The organism is Pseudomonas sp. Q2-TVG4-2, assembly GCF_013620795.1.
Classification (GTDB): Bacteria; Pseudomonadota; Gammaproteobacteria; order Pseudomonadales; family Pseudomonadaceae; genus Stutzerimonas.
In genome coordinates, this window is record NZ_LGLW01000006.1 from 243,941 (window position 1) to 264,714 (window position 20,774).

Here is a 20,774-nt window from a genome sequence, read left to right on the forward strand (position 1 = left end):
TCTGTTCTGTCCGAACAAGTGGAGGTTCACATGCGTTATGCCGTTATCGCTGTTTGCTGTCTTGGACTGGCCGGTTGCGCCGGCGGAACGCCGGACTCGGCCTGCGAAGTGTTCGACCCACCGCCAGCGGAAAGCCCCACCGCGCAGAACGATCAACGGGTGCAAATGCAGAGCACCGGCGACCCAACCGCGGGTACCGCTGCCGATGTTCGGGATTGCCCCTGAGCCGATGCGGCCAAGCAAGGAGAAGCGATGAAAGGCCTGTTCATTCCGTTTGCTGCGCTGCTGCTTAGTGGCTGCGGTCATTGGCAATCCGGTCCCGATGCGCCCTTCGTGCGCTGGAAATGCCAGAGCCAGCAGAACATCGCCTGGCGCTATGCTGACGACAGTCACCAGACCGTCGACCTGAAAATCGGCAATAGAGAGCAGGTTCATACACTGCGCAAGGAACCTGCCACCCATGGTGCTTTCTATAGCGATGGCGTTGTGGCCTTCCATAACAAAGGTAATGAAGCGCTAGTCTTTCGGCTCGCCGACGACAAGCTGCTGGCCCATGGGTGCAGTGCTTCGCTGATCAGTCTCTGATGACAGTAATGGCATGCGCTGCGGGGCCGCGATGAGCGAATTTGCGACGTTTTTGCCAGAGCCCGTGGCTTTTGGCTCGTCCGCCACTACAATGCCGCGCCATACCGCGCGGTGCTTGAACACCGCCAGCCCCTGCGGCAGGCTTTACATGATTAATCGACCCTAACCGGGAGAAAGGAAAACATGGCACTCATCAGCATGCGCCAGATGCTCGACCACGCCGCCGAATTCGGCTACGGCGTGCCGGCCTTCAACGTGAACAACCTTGAGCAGATGCGAGCCATCATGGAAGCGGCCGACAAGACCGACTCCCCGGTGATCGTCCAGGCTTCGGCCGGTGCTCGCAAGTACGCTGGCGCGCCCTTCCTGCGCCATCTGATTCTCGCGGCCATCGAAGAATTCCCGCACATTCCGGTGGTCATGCACCAGGATCACGGTACCAGCCCGGACATCTGCCAGCGTTCGATTCAGCTGGGTTTCAGCTCGGTGATGATGGACGGCTCGCTGCGTGAAGACGGCAAGACGCCATCCGATTACGAATACAACGTCCGCGTCACCCAGCAGACCGTTGCCTTCGCCCACGCCTGCGGCGTGTCGGTGGAAGGTGAGCTGGGTTGCCTGGGCAGTCTGGAAACCGGTATGGCCGGTGAAGAAGACGGTGTCGGTGCCGAAGGCACACTGGATCACAGCCAGCTGCTGACCGACCCCGAAGAGGCGGCTGATTTCGTCGCTAAAACTAAGGTGGACGCGCTGGCGATTGCCATCGGTACCAGCCACGGCGCCTACAAGTTCACCAAGCCGCCAACCGGTGACACCCTGTCGATCCAGCGTATCAAAGAGATCCATCAGCGCATTCCCGATACCCACCTGGTGATGCACGGCTCCTCCTCGGTTCCGCAAGAGTGGCTGAAGATCATCAACGAGTATGGTGGTGACATCAAAGAAACCTACGGCGTGCCGGTCGAGGAAATCGTCGAGGGCATCAAGTACGGCGTGCGCAAGGTCAACATCGACACCGACCTGCGATTGGCTTCTACCGGTGCGATTCGCGAGTTCATGGCGAAGAACCCCAGCGAGTTCGATCCGCGCAAGTACCTGGGCAAGACCGTGACAGCCATGCGCGACATCTGCGTTGCTCGTTACGAGGCATTCGGCACTGCCGGCAACGCCTCTAAGATCAAGCCGATCTCCCTGGAAGGCATGTTCGAGCGCTACGCGCGCGGCGAGCTAGATCCCAAGGTCAACTGAGCCTGAAGCATGAAGAAGAGCCCGCCTTGTGCGGGCTCTTCTGTTTCCGGGGTAAGGCGCGGGAGTTGGTTTCGGCGGGCTAAAGGTTGCGGCGAGCGTCAGGCCAGCAGTTGTTGGATCCGGCTGTGCAGGCAATCCAGCGAGAAGGGCTTGGCAATGATCGGGGCGGAGCGGGCGATCGGGCTGCCGGATTCGTGAATTTCGATCGGGTAGCCGCTGATGAAGATGACCTTCAGGTCTGGCCGCAGCTTGAGCGCTGGCTCGGCAATCATCACGCCGGAAACGCCACCCGGTAGCCGGAAATCAGTCACCAGCAGGTCAAGCTGTGGCTTGGTCGCCAAGATCTCAAAAGCCTGAACGGAATCCGCGGCTTCAAGAACCTTATAGCCTTCGCCGGCGAGATAGTCAGATAACAGACAGAGAATGTGGGGTTCGTCCTCAACGAGCAGGACAACTTTGGCGGGTGCTTGGCTCATCGGAAATATTCTCGACGATTTTTATGAAAATATTGTTTCGAACGGTATTAATTACGGCCAAACGAGCATGTTGGAGCGTTGTAGAGCTCCGCAAGTTCAGGGATCCGCAGCGATCCGACAAGTCTTTGTTTTGTAACTACCGGGCCCCGACGCGCGTTGGCAATCAGGCCATGCATCGCTAGGCTCGGAATTATCCATCTTTGGGAGCCCACCATGACTGACGAAAATGCCCATACCATCGCCGACCGGACTCTGGATGACTACCGCGCCAACGCCGAGGCGTTTCGCGACGGGACGCGCGACCATGATGTCAGCCAGAATATCGATGCGTTGCTGCGACACATCCAGGGTGAGCCGCCATTTCGCATCCTCGACCTGGGCTGCGGGCCTGGGCGAGACCTCAAGGCTTTCACGGCACGTGGCCATATCGCCGTCGGGCTGGACGGTGCCGAACCCTTCGTGAACATGGCACGAGCCGAGACCGGTTGTGAGGTTTTGCACCAGGACTTCCTGCAACTGGATCTACCCGCCGAAGCGTTCGACGGCGTTTTCGCCAATGCAGTGCTGTTTCATCTTCCTAGCCGCGAAATCGCCTCAGTATTGCTGAAGCTGCATACGGCGCTTCGCGGTGGCGGGGTGCTGTTCAGCTCCAATCCCCGCGGCAACAATCAGGAAGGCTGGAGCGGTGCTCGTTACGGTACTTGGTATGACTGGCCGACCTGGCGCGGCTTGCTGCAATCGGTCGGCTTCATCGAGCTCGAGCATTATTACCGGCCGACAGGCTTGCCCCGGGACCAGCAGCCCTGGCTCGCGAGCGTCTGGCGCAAGGGGTGACGCGGCAGACATCGGCAGTCAGAGATTGTTCATCAGGCAACGCAGAATGCATGCCGCAAACCTGGTTTTCATGCGTTTTGCATGCATACAAAACGCTATTATGTGACGCAAGTCACTGAATAACCTTGGTTTGTTGATCTCCTTCGGTTGGCACGAACGCTGCTCCATCAATGGATGCTGGACCATAACCGGAGTACACAATAATGATCGCCGCTGAAAAAACTCTCTCTGCCGCGTTTCCTGAGTTCGAAGTACTCACTGCTCCTCGTCCGGATGGCGGGCTGCTACTGACGCTGCGTAACGATGATCGGGACATCATCAAGCGCGCTCTCTCGAAGGGACAGGCCCAGACCGATATTCAGCTGGAATGGGTCATCAGCTCCATTCGCCGTGACCTGGCGCTGGAGGCTGGTATGTCGCCTGCAATCGCCCGGTTGCAGAGCCAGAGTCGCACCGGGTTGCCCACCTACGAGTACGCCTGAACCGAGCGGTCGGCTCGCAGGCCGACCGCACACGCTGCGCAATCCAGCGCAGGCGATCCGACCCGGCCGAAGAGCCTGGGTGCTTCGCAAAGCCTGATAGCGATGAGGAAACCGCATGAACGCCATCGACCTGTTGATCGACGACCACGAGAAAGTGAAGGATATCCTGACGCGCCTGACCGATAGCACTGAGCGCGCCGTTAAGACCCGCACCGAATTGCTGCAGAAACTGGAGATGGAAGTCACCATCCATACCCAGCTCGAAGAGCAGATCCTTTATCCCGCCTACAAGGAAGCCGGCGGCAAGGAAGAGCTGAAGATGTATCACGAGGCCAAGGAAGAACACCGCACGGTGGATTCGCTGGTACTGCCCGACCTCAAGGCCACCGATCCATCCAGCGTCGAGTTCTCCGGGCGCGTCAAAGTGTGCAAGGAGTTGCTTGAGCATCACATCGAGGAAGAGGAATCGGAGATGTTTCCCAGCGCACGCGAGCTTTTCGACAAGGCCCGGCTGGAAGAAATGGGCCAGCAGATGTCCGAATTGCGAAACCGCCTGAAGAAAGAATTCACCGCCAGCCAGGCTGCCTGATTCGTTCCGTTGCCGGGGCGCAACGCCCCGGTGGTGTACGCCGTTACGGGTTCGCCCAGGTAACCAATCTGTGGAGGGAATAACGGCTCGGCTGATCGAACGCGGGGCTGTCTATAAGCAGGTGTCAGCGAATGAGGACACCAGGGGGCACCGTTGGGCGGTCGGCGCAGCTCCGCCGGGCACTATGGGGCACTCTGTTCTCTGCGCAGGGTCAGTCTGAGAGGGATTTCAATATCCACTTTGCCGGCTTCGGTCGGCTCTCACTATCTGGAGATTACCCATGCGTCTTGCTTATCTATCTGCCCCTGTTCTGGGCCTTCTGCTAGTTGGTTGTGGTGCGGATGAAGAACCAGAACGGGAACCGATGCCGCCGCAGCCCACCACTGAACAGCCGGCTCCACCACAACCGACCACCACGCCGCCGTCCGATACTGACGCTGGCGCTGGGATGGGTACAAGTCCAGGCACCACGGGTACCGGTCTTGGCGCTGGTCCGGAGACTGGCGCCGGAACAGGCATGACCACTGGTCCATCGGGTGACATGAGCACGGCGCCGGCCGACAACGGCAGCGGTCTGGGTACCGAATCAGGTGCCGGTACCGCGCCTAATACCACTGGCACCGGTACGGGAGCCGCACAGTAAGCAAAGTCAATCCATTGAGGAGGCCCCGTTATCTGGCGAGGCCCCTACGGGAGATCCGTATGACGTCGAAACGCATTGCCATCGCCGCTGCGCTACCGCTTTCGCTGATGCTTGCCGCCTGCTCCCCCGACGAGGAGCCCTCGGCAATGGACAACGTCAGCGAAAACCAGCAGGAGTACCAGAACACCGCGACCGATCCGGCCGGGCCGCGTGAGGTTTCGCCGCCGTCGAACATGTCCAACGAGTGATATTGCGCCCCGTGGCCGGGGTGTCACCGCCGCGGGGCGTTATACGTACTGCGCCGCCGCATAGCCAGACGCCCAGGCCCACTGGAAATTGAAACCGCCCAGGTGGCCGGTGACATCCAGCACTTCGCCGACGAAATACAGACCCGCTGCCTTTTGCGATTCCATAGTTTTCGAAGACACCTCTCGGGTATCCACGCCGCCCAATGTCACCTCGGCGGTGCGATAGCCCTCGGTTCCTGCCGGCACCAGCTGCCAGTTGCCAAGCCTTTCCGCTATCGCTTCGAGCTCGGCCGGGGTGTGCTGCTTCAACGGCTTAGAAGCGAACCAGTGCTCGGCCAGTAGTCCGGCCATCTTACGGGTGAACAGCTCGCCAAGCAGTGTCTTTAGCTCGGTATTGGGTCGTTCGCTTTGCTGTTGGGTCAGCCACTCGGGTAGGTTCAGGTGTGGCAGCAGGTTGACCTCGATTACATCACCCGGCTGCCAGTACGAAGACACCTGCAGGATCGCCGGCCCGGAGAGTCCGCGATGGGTGAACAGAATGTTTTCTCGGAACGTCTGGCCATTGCAGCTGACCAGGCAGTCCTCGACCGACGTACCGGATAGCGCTTCGCACATACCCTTGAGTTGCGGTTCGGTGATGGTAAATGGCACCAGGCCGGCGCGGGTCGGCAGCACGGTGTGGCCGAACTGCCGGGCAATCTGGTAGCCGAAGCCACTGGCGCCCAGCGTTGGGATTGACAGCCCACCGGTGGCGATCACCAACGACTGACAGGTGAGGTCGCCGATGCTACTGCGCAACAGATAGCCGTCTTCGGTTTTCTCAACGGACTGCACGGCCGTGTTCAGGTGCAGGCCGACATCGGCCTGCTGGCATTCGGTCAGCAGCATATCGAGGATGTCGCTGGCCTTGTTGTCGCAGAACAGCTGACCGAGTTTTTTCTCATGATAGGGCACGCCGTGACGGCTGGTCATCTCGATGAAATCCCATTGGGTGTAACGTGCCAGAGCTGATTTGCAGAAATGAGAATTGGCGGACAGAAAGTTGGCTGGCTCGGTGTACATATTGGTGAAGTTGCAGCGCCCACCACCCGACATGAGGATCTTCTTGCCGGCCTTGTTGGCATGGTCGAGCAGCAGCACCTGACGGCCTCGCGCCGCCGCTGTGAAAGCGCACATCAACCCGGCTGCGCCTGCACCAATCACTACCACGTCCGTCTGCAACACTGCTCACCCCGGCCACGCCTGAAAACGCGGCATGGTACTCCCCCGGCTCGGTAGATGCAGTGTCCATCGGCGATCGGAACGGCTAGCCTCGGATAAGCGGCCTGATTTGTACTTTGGGCCAACGGTGCTTGGCCATTATCAAGAGCGGGACAGAACGTCGTGAAACGAATATGGACTCTGCTGCTGGCGCTACTGACGATAAGCACGTTAACGGCTCAGGCCGAGGTGCTGCGTCTGGCTGGCAACGTCTGGCCGCCGTATACGGATCATCGCTTGCCTGGCGGTGGCCTGTCGGTGGAGCTGATTCGAACCGCTCTTGGCCGCGAGGGCTACCAAGTGGATTACATCGAGGTGCCCTGGGAGCGCGCCCTGCTGGGCCTTCGGTATGGCAGCTACGACCTGGTCAATGCCTGGCCCGCCTCGGGCCGGATGGAATACGGCAGCTACTCGCGGCCCTTTCTGACCAATCGCGTGCGCTGGATTCGGCGGCGCGACCAGAACATCGCATACAGCGGCCTGGACAGCCTGATTCCGTATCGAATTGGGCTGGTTCGGGGCTACGCCTACAGTGAGGCGTTAGAAGACGATTCTCGGCTGAACAAGGGCTACGCTGCCAACTTCGTTCAGCTGGCCAAGATGCTCGGCGCGGGACGCATCGACCTGACGCTGGAAGATGAGCGTACGGTGTTGTTTCATCTGCACCGAGAGCTCAGGGATCTGCAGGACGCCTATCGGTTTGTGCCTGGGGCGTTCAGCTTGCTGGACCTCTCGCTGGTGGTGCGCACCGACCATCCGCAGCGGGAGGAGATCGTCGCCACGTTCAATCGTGAGATCGAAGCGATGGTGGCGGATGGCAGCTATGCCGAAATCTTCCATCGCCATGGGCTGCCGGCCCCAGTGTCGCTGCCTCAGCCCTGAGGTGTCGGTAACTGGCGAACCAGGTGGCTGGCCATGCTGCGCAGCGGCGCGAGCTGGCGGCAGATCAGGCCCAGCTGGGTCTGTAGCAGGCGGTGTGCATCGTCCATGTCATCAGGCGCCTGCTCGAGCTGCTGCGCAAGGGCCTCTTCGTCTTCGCTGTATACCGCCACCGGCTGATTGCTCTGCAAGGATATAGCCAGTTCGTCGAGGCTATCGGCCAGCCGCTGCGCGGCGCTTTCCAGCAGTTCGTCACGCGCGTCGTCGGGCAGGCTTTCACGATGAGCGCCCAGCCCCGAGAGGTAATTGAGCAGCGTGTGCGAGAGGATTAGAAAGCGAAACCCGGTCTCGGCGTCCTTTCGGAAATGACCGGGTTCCAGCAGCATGTTCGAGAGTGTCGTCGAGAGGGCGGCATCGGCGTTGTGGGCGTTACGGCGGGCCAACCGGTAGGCGAGGTCGTCACGCTTGCCGCTCTCGTATTGGCGCATGATCTGACGCAGGTAGTCAGCGCTGCGGCTGAGGGTATTGGCGACCACCAAATTGAGGCGGCGGCCCTGCCAGTCTGGCAGGATCAGAAAGACGGCGGCAGCGGCGATCAGGCTGCCCAGCACGGTGTCGACCAGGCGCGGCCAGATCAGCCCGTAACCGTCACCGACCTGGTTAAAGCAGAACAGCACCAGCAACGTGATCGCTGCAGTCGCCAGCGTGTAACGGCTGCTTCGGGTCGCAAAGAACACCACCCCGGCGACCACGGCGAACAGCGCTTGAATCTGCTGGCTCGGGAACAGATCGAACAGCGCCCAGCCCACCACCAGTCCCAGCATGGTGCCGGTCACCCGCTGCACCAGCTTAATCCGTGTCGCGCCATAGTTCGGTTGGCAGACGAACAATGTCGTCAACAGCACCCAATAGCCCTGCTCCGGATGAATCGCGTGCAACACCGCATAGCCGCAGACAAGCGCCAGGCTGATGCGCAGGGCGTGGCGAAACAGCAGCGAGGTAGGCGTCAGCTGCAAACGGATGCGTGTGAGAGCGTCGCGTATCGACTGCGGGTCACGGTCCAGCAGGCTGCTGTCCTGCTCGCCTTCCAGAGCGTCAGGATTGCTGGCGCTGGCGAGCTGGCGCTGCATCGTCGACAGGTTGCCCGACAATGCGCGCAGCGAACGCAACAACCCGCGCCAGGCCGGATTGCTCTGCATCCGCAAATGTTCCAATGACGATTCAAGATCGGCCAGCGCCTGGGCATTGGCTTCGCTGTAGCGAAATGGCAGGCGCAGCTGAACGGCATTAGCCAGGTCGGCGCAGGCCACGCCTTGCAACCGCAGCAGCCGTCCACAGCGGAACAGTACGTCGCTATGGAAGAACGCCTCGGCCAGCGCCTGATACGGATAGTGCGAGGAACTGACGCGCTCGTGCAGATCCTGCGCAAGGAAATACAGCTTGAGGTAATGGCTGATCTTGACGCCCGGACGACCATTGCCGAGGCGATGCAGCAGGGTTTCCTTGGTGGCGTTCAGCGCGCTGACCACTCGCCCGTTTTGCTGCGCCAGTTGCAGTCGACGCTCCTCCACGTCGAGCTGGCGCACCGGCTCGAACAGCGCGGCCTTGAGCTTGAAGTACTGACCCAGCTCCCGGTAGAGCCTGGCCAGGCTCTGTTGCACCGGTTGATGGGAGAACAAGGCGTTCCAGAGCACTGACAACAGGCCGTACCAGGTCGCCCCGGCGAGTAACAGCAACGGATCACTCCAGGGATGGAGCGCAGCACCGCCGCGCTGATCGGCAGCGATCATGCTGTATATGGATAAGATCAGCGTGGCTTGGGCAATGGTTGCGTAACGTTCCCCCAGCGCTCCCAGCATCACCAGCACGAATGCCGCCACGGCCATGCCGGTGACGAACAGCAGCGGGTAGGGGAACAGCAGCTGCACCGAGACGGTTGCTACGCTGAAGCACAGCAGCGTGACCAGCAACGCCGAGAGGCGGCCGAGCCAGCTGTCGTCGGTTTCCGCCAGGGCGCTGGCGATTACCCCGAGAAACAGCGGAATGGCCATCGAGGGTCGTTCGAGGTACCAGCTCAGCCCCATGCTGCTGGCCAGCGCGATCAATACGCGCAGGCTATAGCCGAATTTCTCCAGGGCCCAAAGTCGGCGCAGGGAATGGCTGAGCGATGGTGAACGCATAAGGACGGTCAGACCTGGCTGTAGGAAGTGATTGGACGCCCGAGGCGATCGGACGTCACCGCTTGCGTGGCAAAGCTTATACCGACCTTCCGTCCCGCATCACCGGAACGCCATCGATTGGTCATCGTTCTGCCGTATTTGCCTGGCTTCATTCATGCGCCCCTCCCCATTCCGATAACAGAGGACAACGCATGAACCGTGAACATGATGCCAGCCGTCGTAACCTGCTCAAGGGCAGCGCCATCGCCGCCGTGGTCGCTACCACGCCCTTTCTTGGCACGTTGCAGGCCTTCGCTGCACGCAACGCACAGGGTCGCGGTGCCGGTCTGGTTCGTAGCAGCTACGGTCCGCTGCGGCCGACCAAAGATCTGAGCACGGGTCTGGAGCTGCTGCAGCTGCCTGACGGTTTCCAATACAAAAGTTTCTCCTGGACTGGCGACGTGATGGAAAACGGCCAGCCGGTGCCCACTTCCCACGACGGCATGGGCGTTATCGATGTGCGACGCGGCCCCAATGGGCCCGAAGTCGTGCTGGTGCGCAATCATGAGGCCAGCACCGGCCCGCTGATCGAAGCCAACGGAATCTATGACGGCGTTACCCTTGCCAACGGTCAGCGCCCGGCCGGCGGCACCACCAATCTGTACGTTCCTCGCGGTATCGATCAACCCGTGCGTACCCTGCCAAGCCTTGGCGGTACTCGCACCAACTGCGCCGGTGGCGTGACCCCGTGGGGCACTTGGCTGTCCTGTGAGGAAACCACCGCCGACTACAGCAGCGTCGGCGGCCGGGCGCACGGCTATGTTTTCGAAGTCACCGCTGATCCCACCTTGACCACCGGTCAGCCGATCATTCAGATGGGCCGCTTCGCCCACGAGGCGGTGGCGGTGGATCCGAGCAACAGTTACGTCTACCTGACCGAAGATGCTCGCAACCGTTCCGGTTATTACCGCTACGTCCCCATCGACGCCAGCCAGCAGCCCGGTTCACTCTTGGCTGGTGGGATTCTTCAGGCCGCACGGGTACGCAATCATGCGCTGGCCGATCTATTGACGCCGAAACAGGGCGACAGCTATCAGCTTGAATGGGTTGAAGTACCGAATCCGGACCTCGAACCACAGCCTGAAGGCAGCGGCCCCTTCGCCCAGGCCCGTCGCGCAGGCGGCCTGAGCATGAGCCGCGGCGAAGGCATCTGGTACAGCGAAGGCAAGCTGTTCATTGTCGATACCAGTGCCGGTACCGATGCTTCCGGACGTGCCGGTTATGGCAACGGCGCGGTATGGATGCATGATCTGGCGACTGATCGGTTGACCTGCATTTTCGCGTCCACCGACGAGGAGATCGCCAACAACCCCGACAACATCACCGTCAGCCCACGCGGCGGCCTGCTGCTCTGTGAAGATGGCGGTGGTGTGCAGGACGACTTCGGCTTTGGGGAGCGTCTGCTCGGGCTAACCACGGCGGGCGAGGCTTACATCTTCGCCAAGAACAATGCGGTCTTTGATGACGTTCAAGCCGCCGCAGCCGGCAAGAATGTGTCCGGTGGGGATTACCGCAACCGTGAGTTCGCTGGTGCCTGTTTCGATCCGACCGGACATTTCCTGTTCGTCAACATCCAGACTCCAGGCATCACCTTTGCCATCTGGGGCCCTTGGGCGCGTGGGTCGTTGTAATAGAAGCAGCAGGAGCTTGAAGTAAAAGCCTCTGTCTTCGACCGTAGGGTGGATGTGACTTTTCACATCCACCTTGCTCGGCTTGGTGGAACCGTGAAGCGTGATCCACCGGACGGTCTGGCTTCCAGCTTATAGCTGTCTTACCTTCAACGAACGGCCCTTGATTTTCCCGGCATTGAGGCGGCTCAGTGCTTGCTTGGCGACACCGCGTTCCACTGCGACAAAAGCCTGGAAATCGAAGATCGCAATCTTGCCCACCTGAGTGCCGGGGATCCCCGCATCGCCGGTGAGTGCGCCAAGAATGTCACCGGGGCGCAGCTTCTCCTTGCGGCCTGCGCCGATGCAGAGGGTGACCATTGGCGGCTGCAATGGCTCGCCAGGTTGCGCTTTCAGATCGCTCAGCGGTTGCCAGTTGAGTGCCGCCTTCTGTCGCTCTTCAATGGCCCGGGCGCGATGAGCTTCGGCAGGCGCAACCAGGCTGATGGCGATGCCCTTCTTGCCGGCTCGCCCGGTTCGCCCAACGCGGTGGATATGAATCTCAGAATCGCGCGCCAACTCGACGTTGACCACCATGTCCAGCGCGTCGATATCCAGGCCGCGCGCGGCGACGTCGGTCGCTACCAGCACCGACAGGCTGCGGTTGGCGAACATCGCCAGGACCTGATCGCGATCACGCTGCTCGAGGTCACCGTTGAGTGCCATGGCCGAAATGCCCTTGGCGCTGAGTTGGTCGACCAACTCCTGGCATTGCTGCTTGGTGAAGCAGAAGGCGACGCAGGTTTCTGGGCGGAAGCTGGCGAGAATGCGTACTACGGCGTCCATTCGATCTTCCGGATCGATCTCGTAGAATCGCTGTTCGATCTGCGAATCGTCATGCAGCGCCTCGGCCTTGACCTGCTGCGGGTCGCGCATGAAGGTTGCCGAAAGCTGCTTGATACCGGCAGGGTAAGTGGCCGAGAACAGCAACGTCTGGCGCTTGCTCGGGGTCTGCCCGATGATCTCGGCGATGGCGTCATAGAAGCCCATGTCGAGCATGCGATCGGCTTCGTCGAGCACCAGCGTGTTGAGGCCGTCGAGTTTCAGCGTGCCCTTTTTCAGGTGTTCCTGAATGCGTCCAGGCGTTCCGACGATGACATGGGCGCCATGCTCCAGCGAGCCGATTTGCGGACCGATGGATACGCCGCCGCAGAGCGTGAGGATCTTGATGTTCTCGGCTGAACGCGCGAGCCGCCGCAGTTCCTTGGCGACTTGGTCAGCCAGCTCGCGGGTCGGGCACAGAACCAGCGACTGGCAGCCAAAATAGCGTGGGTTGAGCGGCTCGAGCAGTGCGATGCCGAAGGCGGCGGTCTTGCCGCTACCGGTCTTGGCCTGTGCGATGAGGTCCATGCCCTTGAGCATCACGGGCAGACTCTGGGCCTGAATCGGCGTCATCTCGGTGTAGCCGAGCGCGTCGAGGTTGGCCAGCGTTGCGGGGCTGAGGGGCAGGGTGGCGAAGGCTGAACTGGGCACGGTGGTCATCTGCAGGGGAAGTGGTGGGCAGTCTAACAGGCCTGTGTGGTCGTCGCGTGGCAACCGGCGGAGCGGGCCACGGTGTGCGGAACAGATGAAGGCACAGTGGGTCCCAAAGACATCATTGGATACCCTAGGAGGCTGTTTTGTCCCGTTTGTTGTTGCTGCTGAGCGCGTTATCCCTTCCCGCTATGGCGGCTGCAGAGCCAACGCTCTTCGGCCGGTATGAACAAATCAAGATCGAGGACCTTGGCAAGACCCTCAAGGCCAAGATGGACACCGGCGCGATGACCGCCTCGCTGTCGGCGCGTGATATTGAGCGCTTCGAGCGCGACGGGGAAGACTGGGTGCGCTTCCGCCTGGCCGTCGAAGGAGCTGGAGACACGCTTTATGAACGCCCACTGGCGCGTATCGCCGAGATCAAGACTCGCGCAGAGGAGGCTGATCCCGACGATGACACCGACCTCGAACGAGGGCCCGACGTCGCCGAGCGCCCAGTGGTGGAAATGCAGCTGTGCATCGGTGATCGGTTGCGCGAGGCGGAGGTCAACCTCACCGACCGCAGCCATTTCCGCTATCCCTTGCTGATTGGCGCCACGGCGATCCGCGATCTGGACGCGGCGATTGATCCCTCGCAGAAATACACTGCGGGTCGCCCGACCTGCTAGGGCCCGCCAGATGAGGAGGGGCGTGTTTGTTGCGGTTCGACCGAGGTGTGCATGCGAGAGGGGCGGCCCCGGGCCCTTATGCTTGCTGCGTGTCGACAGGCTTTTTAGGTGCCGATCAAGCCAAACAAAGCGGCGAAAGATGGTACTAAAACCTATCTACCATCTTAATGTGCGAATAGTTAAGGTGACTGTCGTCACGTATCGCCTCTCTTGTTTACGGTTAGTAGGCGTTTTTGTTGATTTAATAAAGCTGCGTTGTAATTAATTGTTGACGCTGCATGTGATTTGCTTGTTTTTTATCAATACTGACTAAGCGCTTTGGGTCGGCTTTAGGGAACAACCCTGCGGTTTCGGTAGTGCAAATAGCTCATTGTTTATGTGACCAGCCAGTCAATCGATGCTGGCGGACTTGCGGATCGCATGGGCTCGGACAAAACGCCCTTCATTTCCTGGGGTTTAATCTGGGATCCGCTCTGTTTATACGCCGGAAGGCGAGTTTGCACGGCTGATTGTGCAGCCGCCTTCGATGCTCCGCGAGGGCCTGCTTTGCTGCTCCTTGAGCCGCAAAAAAAAGTGCGTGTCAGTGGCTGTTATAGAGCTTCAGACTAAAGTCGGGGCTATCCTTTCGCGACTCATCCTTGTTAGATTCACGATGTGGTTCCCTTTACCCGTAATAAAAATAAGACGGAGAACGTCATGGCCGACGCCGATAAAGAAAATGCTGCTGCGTACTGGAAGGCGAACGTTCGCCTCATAACATGGAGCCTTGTGGTCTGGGCTCTGGTCTCGTATGGCTTTGCTATCCTCTTGCGCCCGTTGCTGTCCGGTATCCCGGTCGGCGGAACAGATCTGGGGTTCTGGTTCGCGCAACAAGGTTCCATCATTACGTTCATTTTGATCATCTTCCACTACGCGTGGCGGCTGAACAAACTGGACAAGGAATTCGGGGTCGAGGAGTAAGCCAGAATGAGCCAATATTGGATAAATATGTTGTTTGTGGGCGCATCCTTCCTGCTCTATATAGGGATTGCGGTGTGGGCCCGAGCTGGATCGACCAAAGAATTCTACGTAGCTGGCGGTGGCGTTCATCCCGTAACTAACGGTATGGCAACTGCAGCTGACTGGATGTCTGCGGCGTCTTTCATTTCGATGGCGGGTATCATCGCGTCCGGTGGTTACGCGACTTCGGTCTACCTGATGGGCTGGACTGGCGGCTACGTGCTGCTAGCGATGCTGCTGGCACCCTACCTGCGTAAATTCGGCAAGTTCACCGTGCCTGACTTCATCGGTGACCGTTTCTACAGCCGAGGCGCTCGCCTGGTTGCGGTTATCTGCCTGATTCTGATTTCGGTCACCTACGTGATCGGCCAGATGTCCGGTGCTGGTGTGGCCTTCTCACGTTTCCTCGAAGTGAGCAACGACGTGGGCATCTGGCTAGCCGCCGCGATCGTGTTCGCCTATGCGGTATTTGGCGGCATGAAGGGCATCACCTATACCCAGGTGGCGCAGTACGTGGTGCTGATCATCGCCTACACAATCCCTGCCGTGTTCATCGCCTTCCAGCTGACCGGTAACCCGATCCCGATGTTCGGTATGTTCGGTACCCACGTCGAATCCGGTATGCCTCTGCTCGATAGGCTTGACCTCGTCGTCCAGGACCTGGGCTTCGCTGCTTACACTGCCGATGTCGATAACAAGCTGAACATGTTCCTGTTCACCCTGTCGCTGATGATCGGTACTGCTGGCTTGCCGCACGTTATCATTCGCTTCTTCACCGTACCGAAAGTGGCTGATGCTCGCTGGTCGGCTGGCTGGACCCTGGTTTTCATCGCGCTGCTGTACCTGACTGCTCCGGCCGTTGCGTCCATGGCTCGCCTGAATCTGGTGGACACCATCTATCCAAATGGTACTGCTGAAGCCCAAGCGATTCTTTATGAAGAGCGTCCGACCTGGATGCAGACCTGGGAAGAAACCGGTCTGATTCAGTTTGAAGACAAGAACAACGATGGCCGCATCCAGATGTACAACGACACCAACGCTGCCTTTACTCCTACTGCGCAGGAGCGCGGCTGGAATGGCAACGAGCTGGTCGTCAACAACGACATCATCGTTCTGGCTAACCCGGAAATCGCCAACCTGCCTGGCTGGGTCGTCGGTCTGATCGCGGCGGGCGGTATTGCAGCGGCGCTGTCGACAGCTGCAGGTCTGCTGCTGGCTATCTCCTCGGCTATCAGCCATGACCTGATCAAGACGATCATCAATCCGAAGATCAGCGAGAAGAAAGAGATGTTGGCTGCCCGTCTTTCCATGACAGGTGCGATTCTCGTGGCAACCTGGCTGGGGCTGAATCCACCAGGCTTTGCGGCACAGGTGGTGGCACTGGCGTTTGGTCTCGCAGCATCGAGCCTGTTCCCGGCGCTGATGATGGGGATCTTCTCCAAGCGTGTGAACAGCAAGGGCGCGGTCGCGGGCATGCTGGTTGGTCTCGGGAGCACCAGCGTCTACATCTTCCTGTATCTGGGCTGGTTCTTCATTCCAGGTACTGCGTCGTTCGCCAACACGCCAGACCAGTGGATGTTCGGTATTTCTCCGCAAGCCTTCGGTGCTATCGGTGCGATGCTTAACTTCGCAGTGGCTTACGCCGTTTCGATGTCTACTGAAGCACCTCCGCAGGCGATTCAGGATTTGGTTGAAAGTGTCCGTACTCCGAAAGGTGCTGGCGCCGCGCTCGATCATTAACTGATAACGCAACTAGGCGTCAGGCATGGTCTGACACTGGTTGATGCAGGAATCGGGCTTCCAACTGGAAGCCCGATTTTTTTTAAGGAAGCTGTATATGATCTGGCACTTATTCGCTGCAATCACTGCCGCTCTGGCAGGCGCGGGAATCGCGTTGCTGCTGCGCAATCTGACGCGAAATCGAATACCGAAATGGATCGTTCCGGTATTCGCTGGGATCGGAATGCTTGCCTATACCGTTCACTACGAATATACCTGGTTCGAAACCAAGCAAGCACGCTTGCCGGAAGGATCCGTGATCGTGGAAAGTGAAATAGGCCATATGTTGTGGCGCCCATGGACTGTCATGTATCCCATGCCGCTGAGCTACACGGTGCTTGATGGCGCGAACGTGCAGGTCGAAGCTACCACTCAGGGACGTATCGCCCGTTTCGTTCTGTACAGATTCAAAAAGGAGCACTTGGTCTCCACGGTGACGAGCAGCAACCGTCAGCTGATCTGCAACGAGCGTGCAATGTTCAGGCTGAATGAGGCAGGCCAGGCGAAGTTAGAAACCATGACCATGCTGGATGCCGATGCGCCGCTTTATCGGGTCATCTGTGCTGGCGAAAAGCTCTAGTTCGCGTCGAGTCGGAGTTAGCGACCCGGCGGGTATGGATAGGGTTCGCGGCGCGCATCTGGCCGGATGCGCACCGGTCTGAGTCAAGCTAGGGGACTCAAGACGTGCGCTCGCGCCAAGTAGCCTGGCGATCCGCAACGACCACGAAGCGTGGCGGATATCGCGACGCTAATCACTCGAGTGAGAAAAACCATCTCGCACGGCGCTGTTTCAGCAATTTACTCACGGCATCACGGCATCACGGCATCACGGCCGCTCGGCACGTGGGATCCGATTTTCGTTCACCGTAGCGCTACGACGAGGCAGAGCCCAGACGCTTAGCAGCGCTGGCAGACCGAGACCAAGCCAGGCCGCCACATCCCACCAGCCATCACCGAGCAAAGCCGCGAAAAGGCCGGCAAAGCCGAGCACGGCAATTAGCATCGGCAGCATGAAGGTCGACTCCCGCCAGCTCATGCGGTCACCTCGCGCGTGGCTGATTGCGTGCCTCGACGGCGAACCCACCACAGATACAGCCCACTACCCAGCACGATGATCGTCAGCACGTCGAGAACGGCCCAGAGGATCTGCATAGGCCGGCCGCCGTAGTCGCCGAAGTGCAGCGGCTGGGACAGGCCAAGTGCATCCATGTACCACGGACGTTCCCCCACTGCCGTCACGTTCAGCGTCTGGGCATCGACCAGTACCGGCGTGAACAGGTGAGAGGTCAGGTGGCTGCTACCGTTCATGAATACGGCGTAATGATGTTCGCTGGAAAAGCGTGTGCCGGGAAAGGCAATGAAGTCTGGTCGCATTCCCGGTGCCGCCTGTGTTGCAATTTCCAGCAGATCGCTCGCAGGCGCTCGTGTCGTCAATGGCGGCGCATCTTGATAAGGCTCGAGCATCGCTGTCAGCGTCTCGGCCCGCCAGGCCTCGATCAGCAGGTCTGCACAGGCACTGACGACCCCGGTGATGCCAACCACCAGCGCCCAGCTGAGTGTGACCACGCCGATCAGATTGTGCAGATCGAGCCAACGGGTACGATTGGAGCGGTCATGCCGGACCTGAGCGAATTCGAGACGGCGCATGAACGGCGCATAGAGCACGACGCCAGAAATGACCGCCACGACGAACAAGATACCCATGAAGGCCAGGAACAACTTGCCGGGCAAGCCGGCGAACATGTCCACGTGCATGCGCAGGAAGAACATCATCAGGCCGCCATTGGCCGCAGGCATCTCCACCGCTTCTCCGGTGCGCGCATCGAGCATGAAGGTATAGGAGGAGTTTGGTTCGGTGCCGGCGGTCGCAGCGGTAATGGCCACGACGCCATTGGGTTCGTCGGCTTCCCAGCCAAAGTACTGTACTACCTCGCCGGTCCGGTGCTGCTCGGCGGCACCGACCAACTGCTGCAGATCCAGGTGCGGCGTGTCGGCAGGCATCTCACGCAGCTCGGGTGCCTCGCCGAGCAGATGTTCCAGCTCATGGTGGAAGATCAGCGGTAGCCCGGTGATCGCCAGCATCAGCAGGAACAAGGTGCAGATCAGGCTGGTCCAGGTATGGACGAAGGACCAGCGGCGGATGGTTTTGCTTCGCATCAGGTGAATCCTGTAATGACAAAGCCGGCCATTAGGCCGGCCCGGAAGGCAACCGCTGATCAGAACTCCAGTTGCCCAGAGAACGTCAACGTGCGCGGATCGCCGAGGTAATGACTGTTCAGCCAGTATTCCTTGTCCGTGAGGTTACTGACATTGGCTCGCAGGGTAAGCGTATTGCCGGCCACTGGCATACGGTAGCGCGCCCCAAGGTCGAAGGTGGTGAACGAAGACAGGCTGTACTGGTTTTCTGCATCGCTGTACTGCTTGCCGGTGTAATAGGCACCGCCGGTAACGGCGAAGCCCGGAGCGCTAGCCACGTCATACTCGGCGTAGAGCTTGGCGAGCTTAGAGGCGACATTGGTCGGCTTGTTACCGTTATTGGCCGCGACACTGGAGTTATTCACGCTTGCATCAAGCAGGGTCAGCCCACCTACCAGCGTCAATGCCGGCGTAACCTTACCGGTGACGCCAAATTCTATCCCTGTGTTCTCCTGACGCCCGTTGGGCGTGTAGACGAAATTGGTGATGTAATTCGGTTTGTCGATGTTGAACAGCGCAACAGTGAACAGCGCATCACCCCACAAGGCCTTGGCACCTATTTCGTACTGCTCGCTGACTTCAGGCGGCAGCGAGACGGTTGGGCCACCGGGAAATACAGAGGTCGAGCCGCCGGCTTCCAGCCCTTCGATATAACTGGCGTAAGTCGTCAGCCACGGCACTGGCTTGTAGATCAGTGAGACGTTCGGCGAGGTTTCGCTCTTCTCGTATTCGGTTACCCCGGTGCCATAAACGAAATCGTTCGAGAAGGTTTCGATCTTCGAATGGACGACGCCGAGGATCGTCGACCACTGTGGATTAAAGGTGATTACATCGCCGATCAGAACACTGCTGAGGTCGCTGGTTGCCGATAGGTGCTTGCTGCTATTGCCGATGTTATAGGCGGGCTTGCCAACCTGAGGTGCTTCGCCGATCGGTACGTTGCCAACCACAGAATTCCATTGGAAACCGAAGGGGACATGGTCGGTGTGCTGCTTGGTGCGCAGGCTGCTGCCCTGATATCCGACGGTGAGCTTGTGGCCAAGGGGGCCAGTTTGAAATACCGAATCGAGAAAGAGGTTGGCGGATGTCTCTTCGTTATCGACGGGGGCGAACGCGTAAAGCGGCTGCGCATAGGTTCCGGTGGGTGTACTGGCGTCAATTGTCGGACCGGTATAGACGTATTCGTCGGTGTATTCGGCGTAAGCCAGCGCCCCGCGTAGCGTAAACACGTCGCTCAGACGCCAGTTGAAACGGCTCCCGACGCGATCATGTTCGCTGTCGGAGATCGCCCAGCGCTGGCTATACAGTTTGTCGTTATCGAGATCGCTGGCGCTCGGACGACGGCTGCCGTCCGCCACAAACCAGTAGCTGGTAAGCCCGTGAGTCTCATTCTCTTTATGCGAGGCATCGAACTGAATCAGCAGGTCGTCGCTAACGTTCCAGTCCAGCGCCAGGCTGATCATCTGGCGGCGCCGCTTCTGCATGTCTATTGCGGTTTCGCCGTCCTGAGTCAGCATGTTCAAGCGATAGGCAAAGATCCCTTGGTCATCGACCTTGCCGCCGAAATCGCCATGCAAATAGTAGTTCTCGCCTCCGGCATTGCCGAGAGTCACGCTGTTGTAGCGCTCGTAGGTAGGACGTTTGAGGACATAGTTGACCAGGCCGCCGGGGCTTGCCGGCCCGTATAGAAAGCCGCTGAGGCCAGTGAGCACCTCGATCTGCTCCATTTCCTCGACGAAATTGCCGCTGTCATAACCGGTACTGAAGCGCAGACCATCATTGGCGATGCTCAGGTTGCCGGCATCGCTGAAGCCCCGGATCGCCACTGCGCTGGCGTAGCCTGCGTTCTTCGGTGAATAGAGTTGAGTGAAAGGGTTGCGCTTGAAGACCTCGTCGGTCGAGGTGGTCTGGGTATTGCGCAGCATGTCCGAGGAGACCACGCTGATTGAGTAAGGGGCGTCCTGCAGTGCCATCCCGCCCAGCGCACCGACGTTTCTCGCCGTTGTGGTCCGATAGCCGCTGTCTTCGCTGCCTTCGACGAGTGGCTCGGAGGCGGTCACGGTTACATCCGGCAGCGCCATCGCATCGGTTGGCGCCGGCTGCACGCTATAGCTGCCGGGGTTGGCCTGACGCAACTCAAGGCCGGTACCGCGCAGGGCTTCGCGCAAGGCGCCCTGGCCATCGAAACGGCCCTGAACTGGCTGGGCCATGCGCTCGCGGGTCAGCGCTGGGTCGATGCTTAGCACCAGTCCGGCTTCAGCAGCGATACGGTTGAGCGTGGTTGCGAGGGGAGCGGCAGGCAGCGCGTACTCACGAACGTCGTCGACAGTTGCTGCGCTGTCGCTGGCGGATTGAGCGAGCAGCGGCAGGGGTGCGAAGGCGATGGCGACGGCCAGCAGGCTTGGACGAAACAGTGAAATCAGCGATGGCATTGTGAACGGCTCCCGAATAGGAATATGTCTCAGTTACTCACCAAGCCGAAGCAGAAACCGAAAGTGATAGGGGCGGCGAAAAAATATTCCGTGAAAC

At 59.7% G+C, this 20,774-nt stretch carries 21 protein-coding genes; 14 read left to right on the forward strand and 7 right to left on the reverse strand.

Features of this window, described 5'->3' with window-relative positions; genetic code table 11:
• Positions 1-30 precede the first annotated feature (30 nt).
• From H3028_RS14485 to fba, 3 genes are all read left to right on the forward strand, one after another.
• Entirely contained in the window at positions 31-225 is a 195-nt protein-coding gene (locus H3028_RS14485; RefSeq protein WP_181297794.1) for a hypothetical protein, read from the forward strand.
• 27 nt (positions 226-252) lie between these two features.
• Positions 253-585, forward strand: coding sequence for an MliC family protein (locus H3028_RS14490; RefSeq protein WP_181297796.1), 333 nt, complete (start codon positions 253-255; stop codon positions 583-585).
• Positions 586-768: 183 nt separating this feature from the next.
• Positions 769-1,833 carry a class II fructose-bisphosphate aldolase gene (gene fba, locus H3028_RS14495; RefSeq protein WP_181297798.1) on the forward strand — a complete coding sequence of 355 codons (1,065 nt, stop codon included), beginning with the start codon at positions 769-771 and terminating at the stop codon, positions 1,831-1,833.
• Between the two features lie 98 nt (positions 1,834-1,931).
• Here the strand turns inward: fba and H3028_RS14500 are convergent, their stop codons facing one another.
• On the reverse strand, positions 1,932-2,309 hold the full coding sequence (locus H3028_RS14500) for a response regulator (protein ID WP_168422774.1): 378 nt from the start codon (positions 2,307-2,309) through the stop codon (positions 1,932-1,934).
• Positions 2,310-2,522: 213 nt separating this feature from the next.
• Between H3028_RS14500 and H3028_RS14505 the strand changes: the two genes are divergently transcribed.
• From H3028_RS14505 to H3028_RS14525, 5 genes are all read left to right on the forward strand, one after another.
• On the forward strand, positions 2,523-3,143 hold the full coding sequence (locus H3028_RS14505; protein WP_181297800.1) for a bifunctional 2-polyprenyl-6-hydroxyphenol methylase/3-demethylubiquinol 3-O-methyltransferase UbiG: 621 nt from the start codon (positions 2,523-2,525) through the stop codon (positions 3,141-3,143).
• A gap of 203 nt (positions 3,144-3,346) precedes the next feature.
• A complete protein-coding gene (locus tag H3028_RS14510) occupies positions 3,347-3,625 on the forward strand; it encodes a DUF3509 domain-containing protein (protein WP_181297802.1) in 279 nt (92 codons plus the stop codon).
• 115 nt (positions 3,626-3,740) lie between these two features.
• Complete coding sequence (locus tag H3028_RS14515) at positions 3,741-4,214, forward strand: hemerythrin domain-containing protein (protein ID WP_181297804.1); 474 nt, start codon at positions 3,741-3,743, stop codon at positions 4,212-4,214.
• 280 nt (positions 4,215-4,494) lie between these two features.
• Complete coding sequence (locus tag H3028_RS14520; protein WP_181297806.1) at positions 4,495-4,857, forward strand: hypothetical protein; 363 nt, start codon at positions 4,495-4,497, stop codon at positions 4,855-4,857.
• Positions 4,858-4,916: 59 nt separating this feature from the next.
• Positions 4,917-5,105, forward strand: a complete 189-nt coding sequence (locus tag H3028_RS14525) for a hypothetical protein (protein WP_181297809.1) — start codon at positions 4,917-4,919, stop codon at positions 5,103-5,105.
• Positions 5,106-5,144: 39 nt separating this feature from the next.
• Here the strand turns inward: H3028_RS14525 and H3028_RS14530 are convergent, their stop codons facing one another.
• On the reverse strand, positions 5,145-6,329 hold the full coding sequence (locus H3028_RS14530) for an NAD(P)/FAD-dependent oxidoreductase (RefSeq protein WP_181297811.1): 1,185 nt from the start codon (positions 6,327-6,329) through the stop codon (positions 5,145-5,147).
• 159 nt (positions 6,330-6,488) lie between these two features.
• On the opposite strand from H3028_RS14530, the gene H3028_RS14535 reads away from it, so the two are divergent.
• Positions 6,489-7,247: a transporter substrate-binding domain-containing protein gene (locus tag H3028_RS14535; protein WP_309109549.1), complete on the forward strand. Its 759-nt coding sequence runs from the start codon at positions 6,489-6,491 to the stop codon at positions 7,245-7,247.
• On the opposite strand, the gene yccS is transcribed toward H3028_RS14535, so the two are convergent.
• Entirely contained in the window at positions 7,238-9,424 is a 2,187-nt protein-coding gene (gene yccS, locus H3028_RS14540) for a YccS family putative transporter (protein WP_181297813.1), read from the reverse strand. The two genes, H3028_RS14535 and yccS, sit on opposite strands and share 10 nt — an antisense overlap.
• A gap of 191 nt (positions 9,425-9,615) precedes the next feature.
• Between yccS and H3028_RS14545 the strand changes: the two genes are divergently transcribed.
• Positions 9,616-11,094 (forward strand): PhoX family phosphatase, encoded by a 1,479-nt coding sequence (locus H3028_RS14545; protein ID WP_181297815.1) that lies wholly within the window; start codon positions 9,616-9,618, stop codon positions 11,092-11,094.
• Between the two features lie 129 nt (positions 11,095-11,223).
• On the opposite strand, the gene dbpA is transcribed toward H3028_RS14545, so the two are convergent.
• Positions 11,224-12,603, reverse strand: a complete 1,380-nt coding sequence (gene dbpA, locus H3028_RS14550) for an ATP-dependent RNA helicase DbpA (protein ID WP_181297817.1) — start codon at positions 12,601-12,603, stop codon at positions 11,224-11,226.
• Between the two features lie 146 nt (positions 12,604-12,749).
• Between dbpA and H3028_RS14555 the strand changes: the two genes are divergently transcribed.
• The 4 genes from H3028_RS14555 to H3028_RS14570 all read left to right on the forward strand — a co-directional run bounded on the left by H3028_RS14555 (position 12,750) and on the right by H3028_RS14570 (position 16,629).
• Positions 12,750-13,271, forward strand: coding sequence for an ATP-dependent zinc protease (locus H3028_RS14555; protein WP_181297819.1), 522 nt, complete (start codon positions 12,750-12,752; stop codon positions 13,269-13,271).
• A 696-nt stretch (positions 13,272-13,967) separates the two neighbouring features.
• Positions 13,968-14,231 carry a DUF4212 domain-containing protein gene (locus H3028_RS14560; protein ID WP_045163945.1) on the forward strand — a complete coding sequence of 88 codons (264 nt, stop codon included), beginning with the start codon at positions 13,968-13,970 and terminating at the stop codon, positions 14,229-14,231.
• A gap of 6 nt (positions 14,232-14,237) precedes the next feature.
• Positions 14,238-16,010, forward strand: coding sequence for a sodium:solute symporter family protein (locus H3028_RS14565; RefSeq protein WP_181297821.1), 1,773 nt, complete (start codon positions 14,238-14,240; stop codon positions 16,008-16,010).
• Between the two features lie 97 nt (positions 16,011-16,107).
• The gene (locus H3028_RS14570) at positions 16,108-16,629 is read left to right on the forward strand and encodes a hypothetical protein (protein ID WP_181298154.1); all 522 of its coding nucleotides are present in this window, start codon (positions 16,108-16,110) and stop codon (positions 16,627-16,629) included.
• Positions 16,630-16,875: 246 nt separating this feature from the next.
• On the opposite strand, the gene H3028_RS14575 is transcribed toward H3028_RS14570, so the two are convergent.
• Genes H3028_RS14575 through H3028_RS14585 form a run of 3 tightly spaced genes read right to left on the reverse strand, consistent with a single transcriptional unit; the run spans position 16,876 to position 20,677 of the window.
• The gene (locus tag H3028_RS14575) at positions 16,876-17,085 is read right to left on the reverse strand and encodes a hypothetical protein (protein WP_181297823.1); all 210 of its coding nucleotides are present in this window, start codon (positions 17,083-17,085) and stop codon (positions 16,876-16,878) included.
• On the reverse strand, positions 17,082-18,206 hold the full coding sequence (locus H3028_RS14580) for a PepSY domain-containing protein (RefSeq protein ID WP_181297825.1): 1,125 nt from the start codon (positions 18,204-18,206) through the stop codon (positions 17,082-17,084). Before H3028_RS14580 ends, H3028_RS14575 begins: the two co-directional genes overlap by 4 nt.
• 59 nt (positions 18,207-18,265) lie before the next feature.
• Positions 18,266-20,677 (reverse strand): TonB-dependent receptor, encoded by a 2,412-nt coding sequence (locus tag H3028_RS14585; protein WP_181297827.1) that lies wholly within the window; start codon positions 20,675-20,677, stop codon positions 18,266-18,268.
• Between the last annotated feature and the right edge of the window lie 97 nt (positions 20,678-20,774).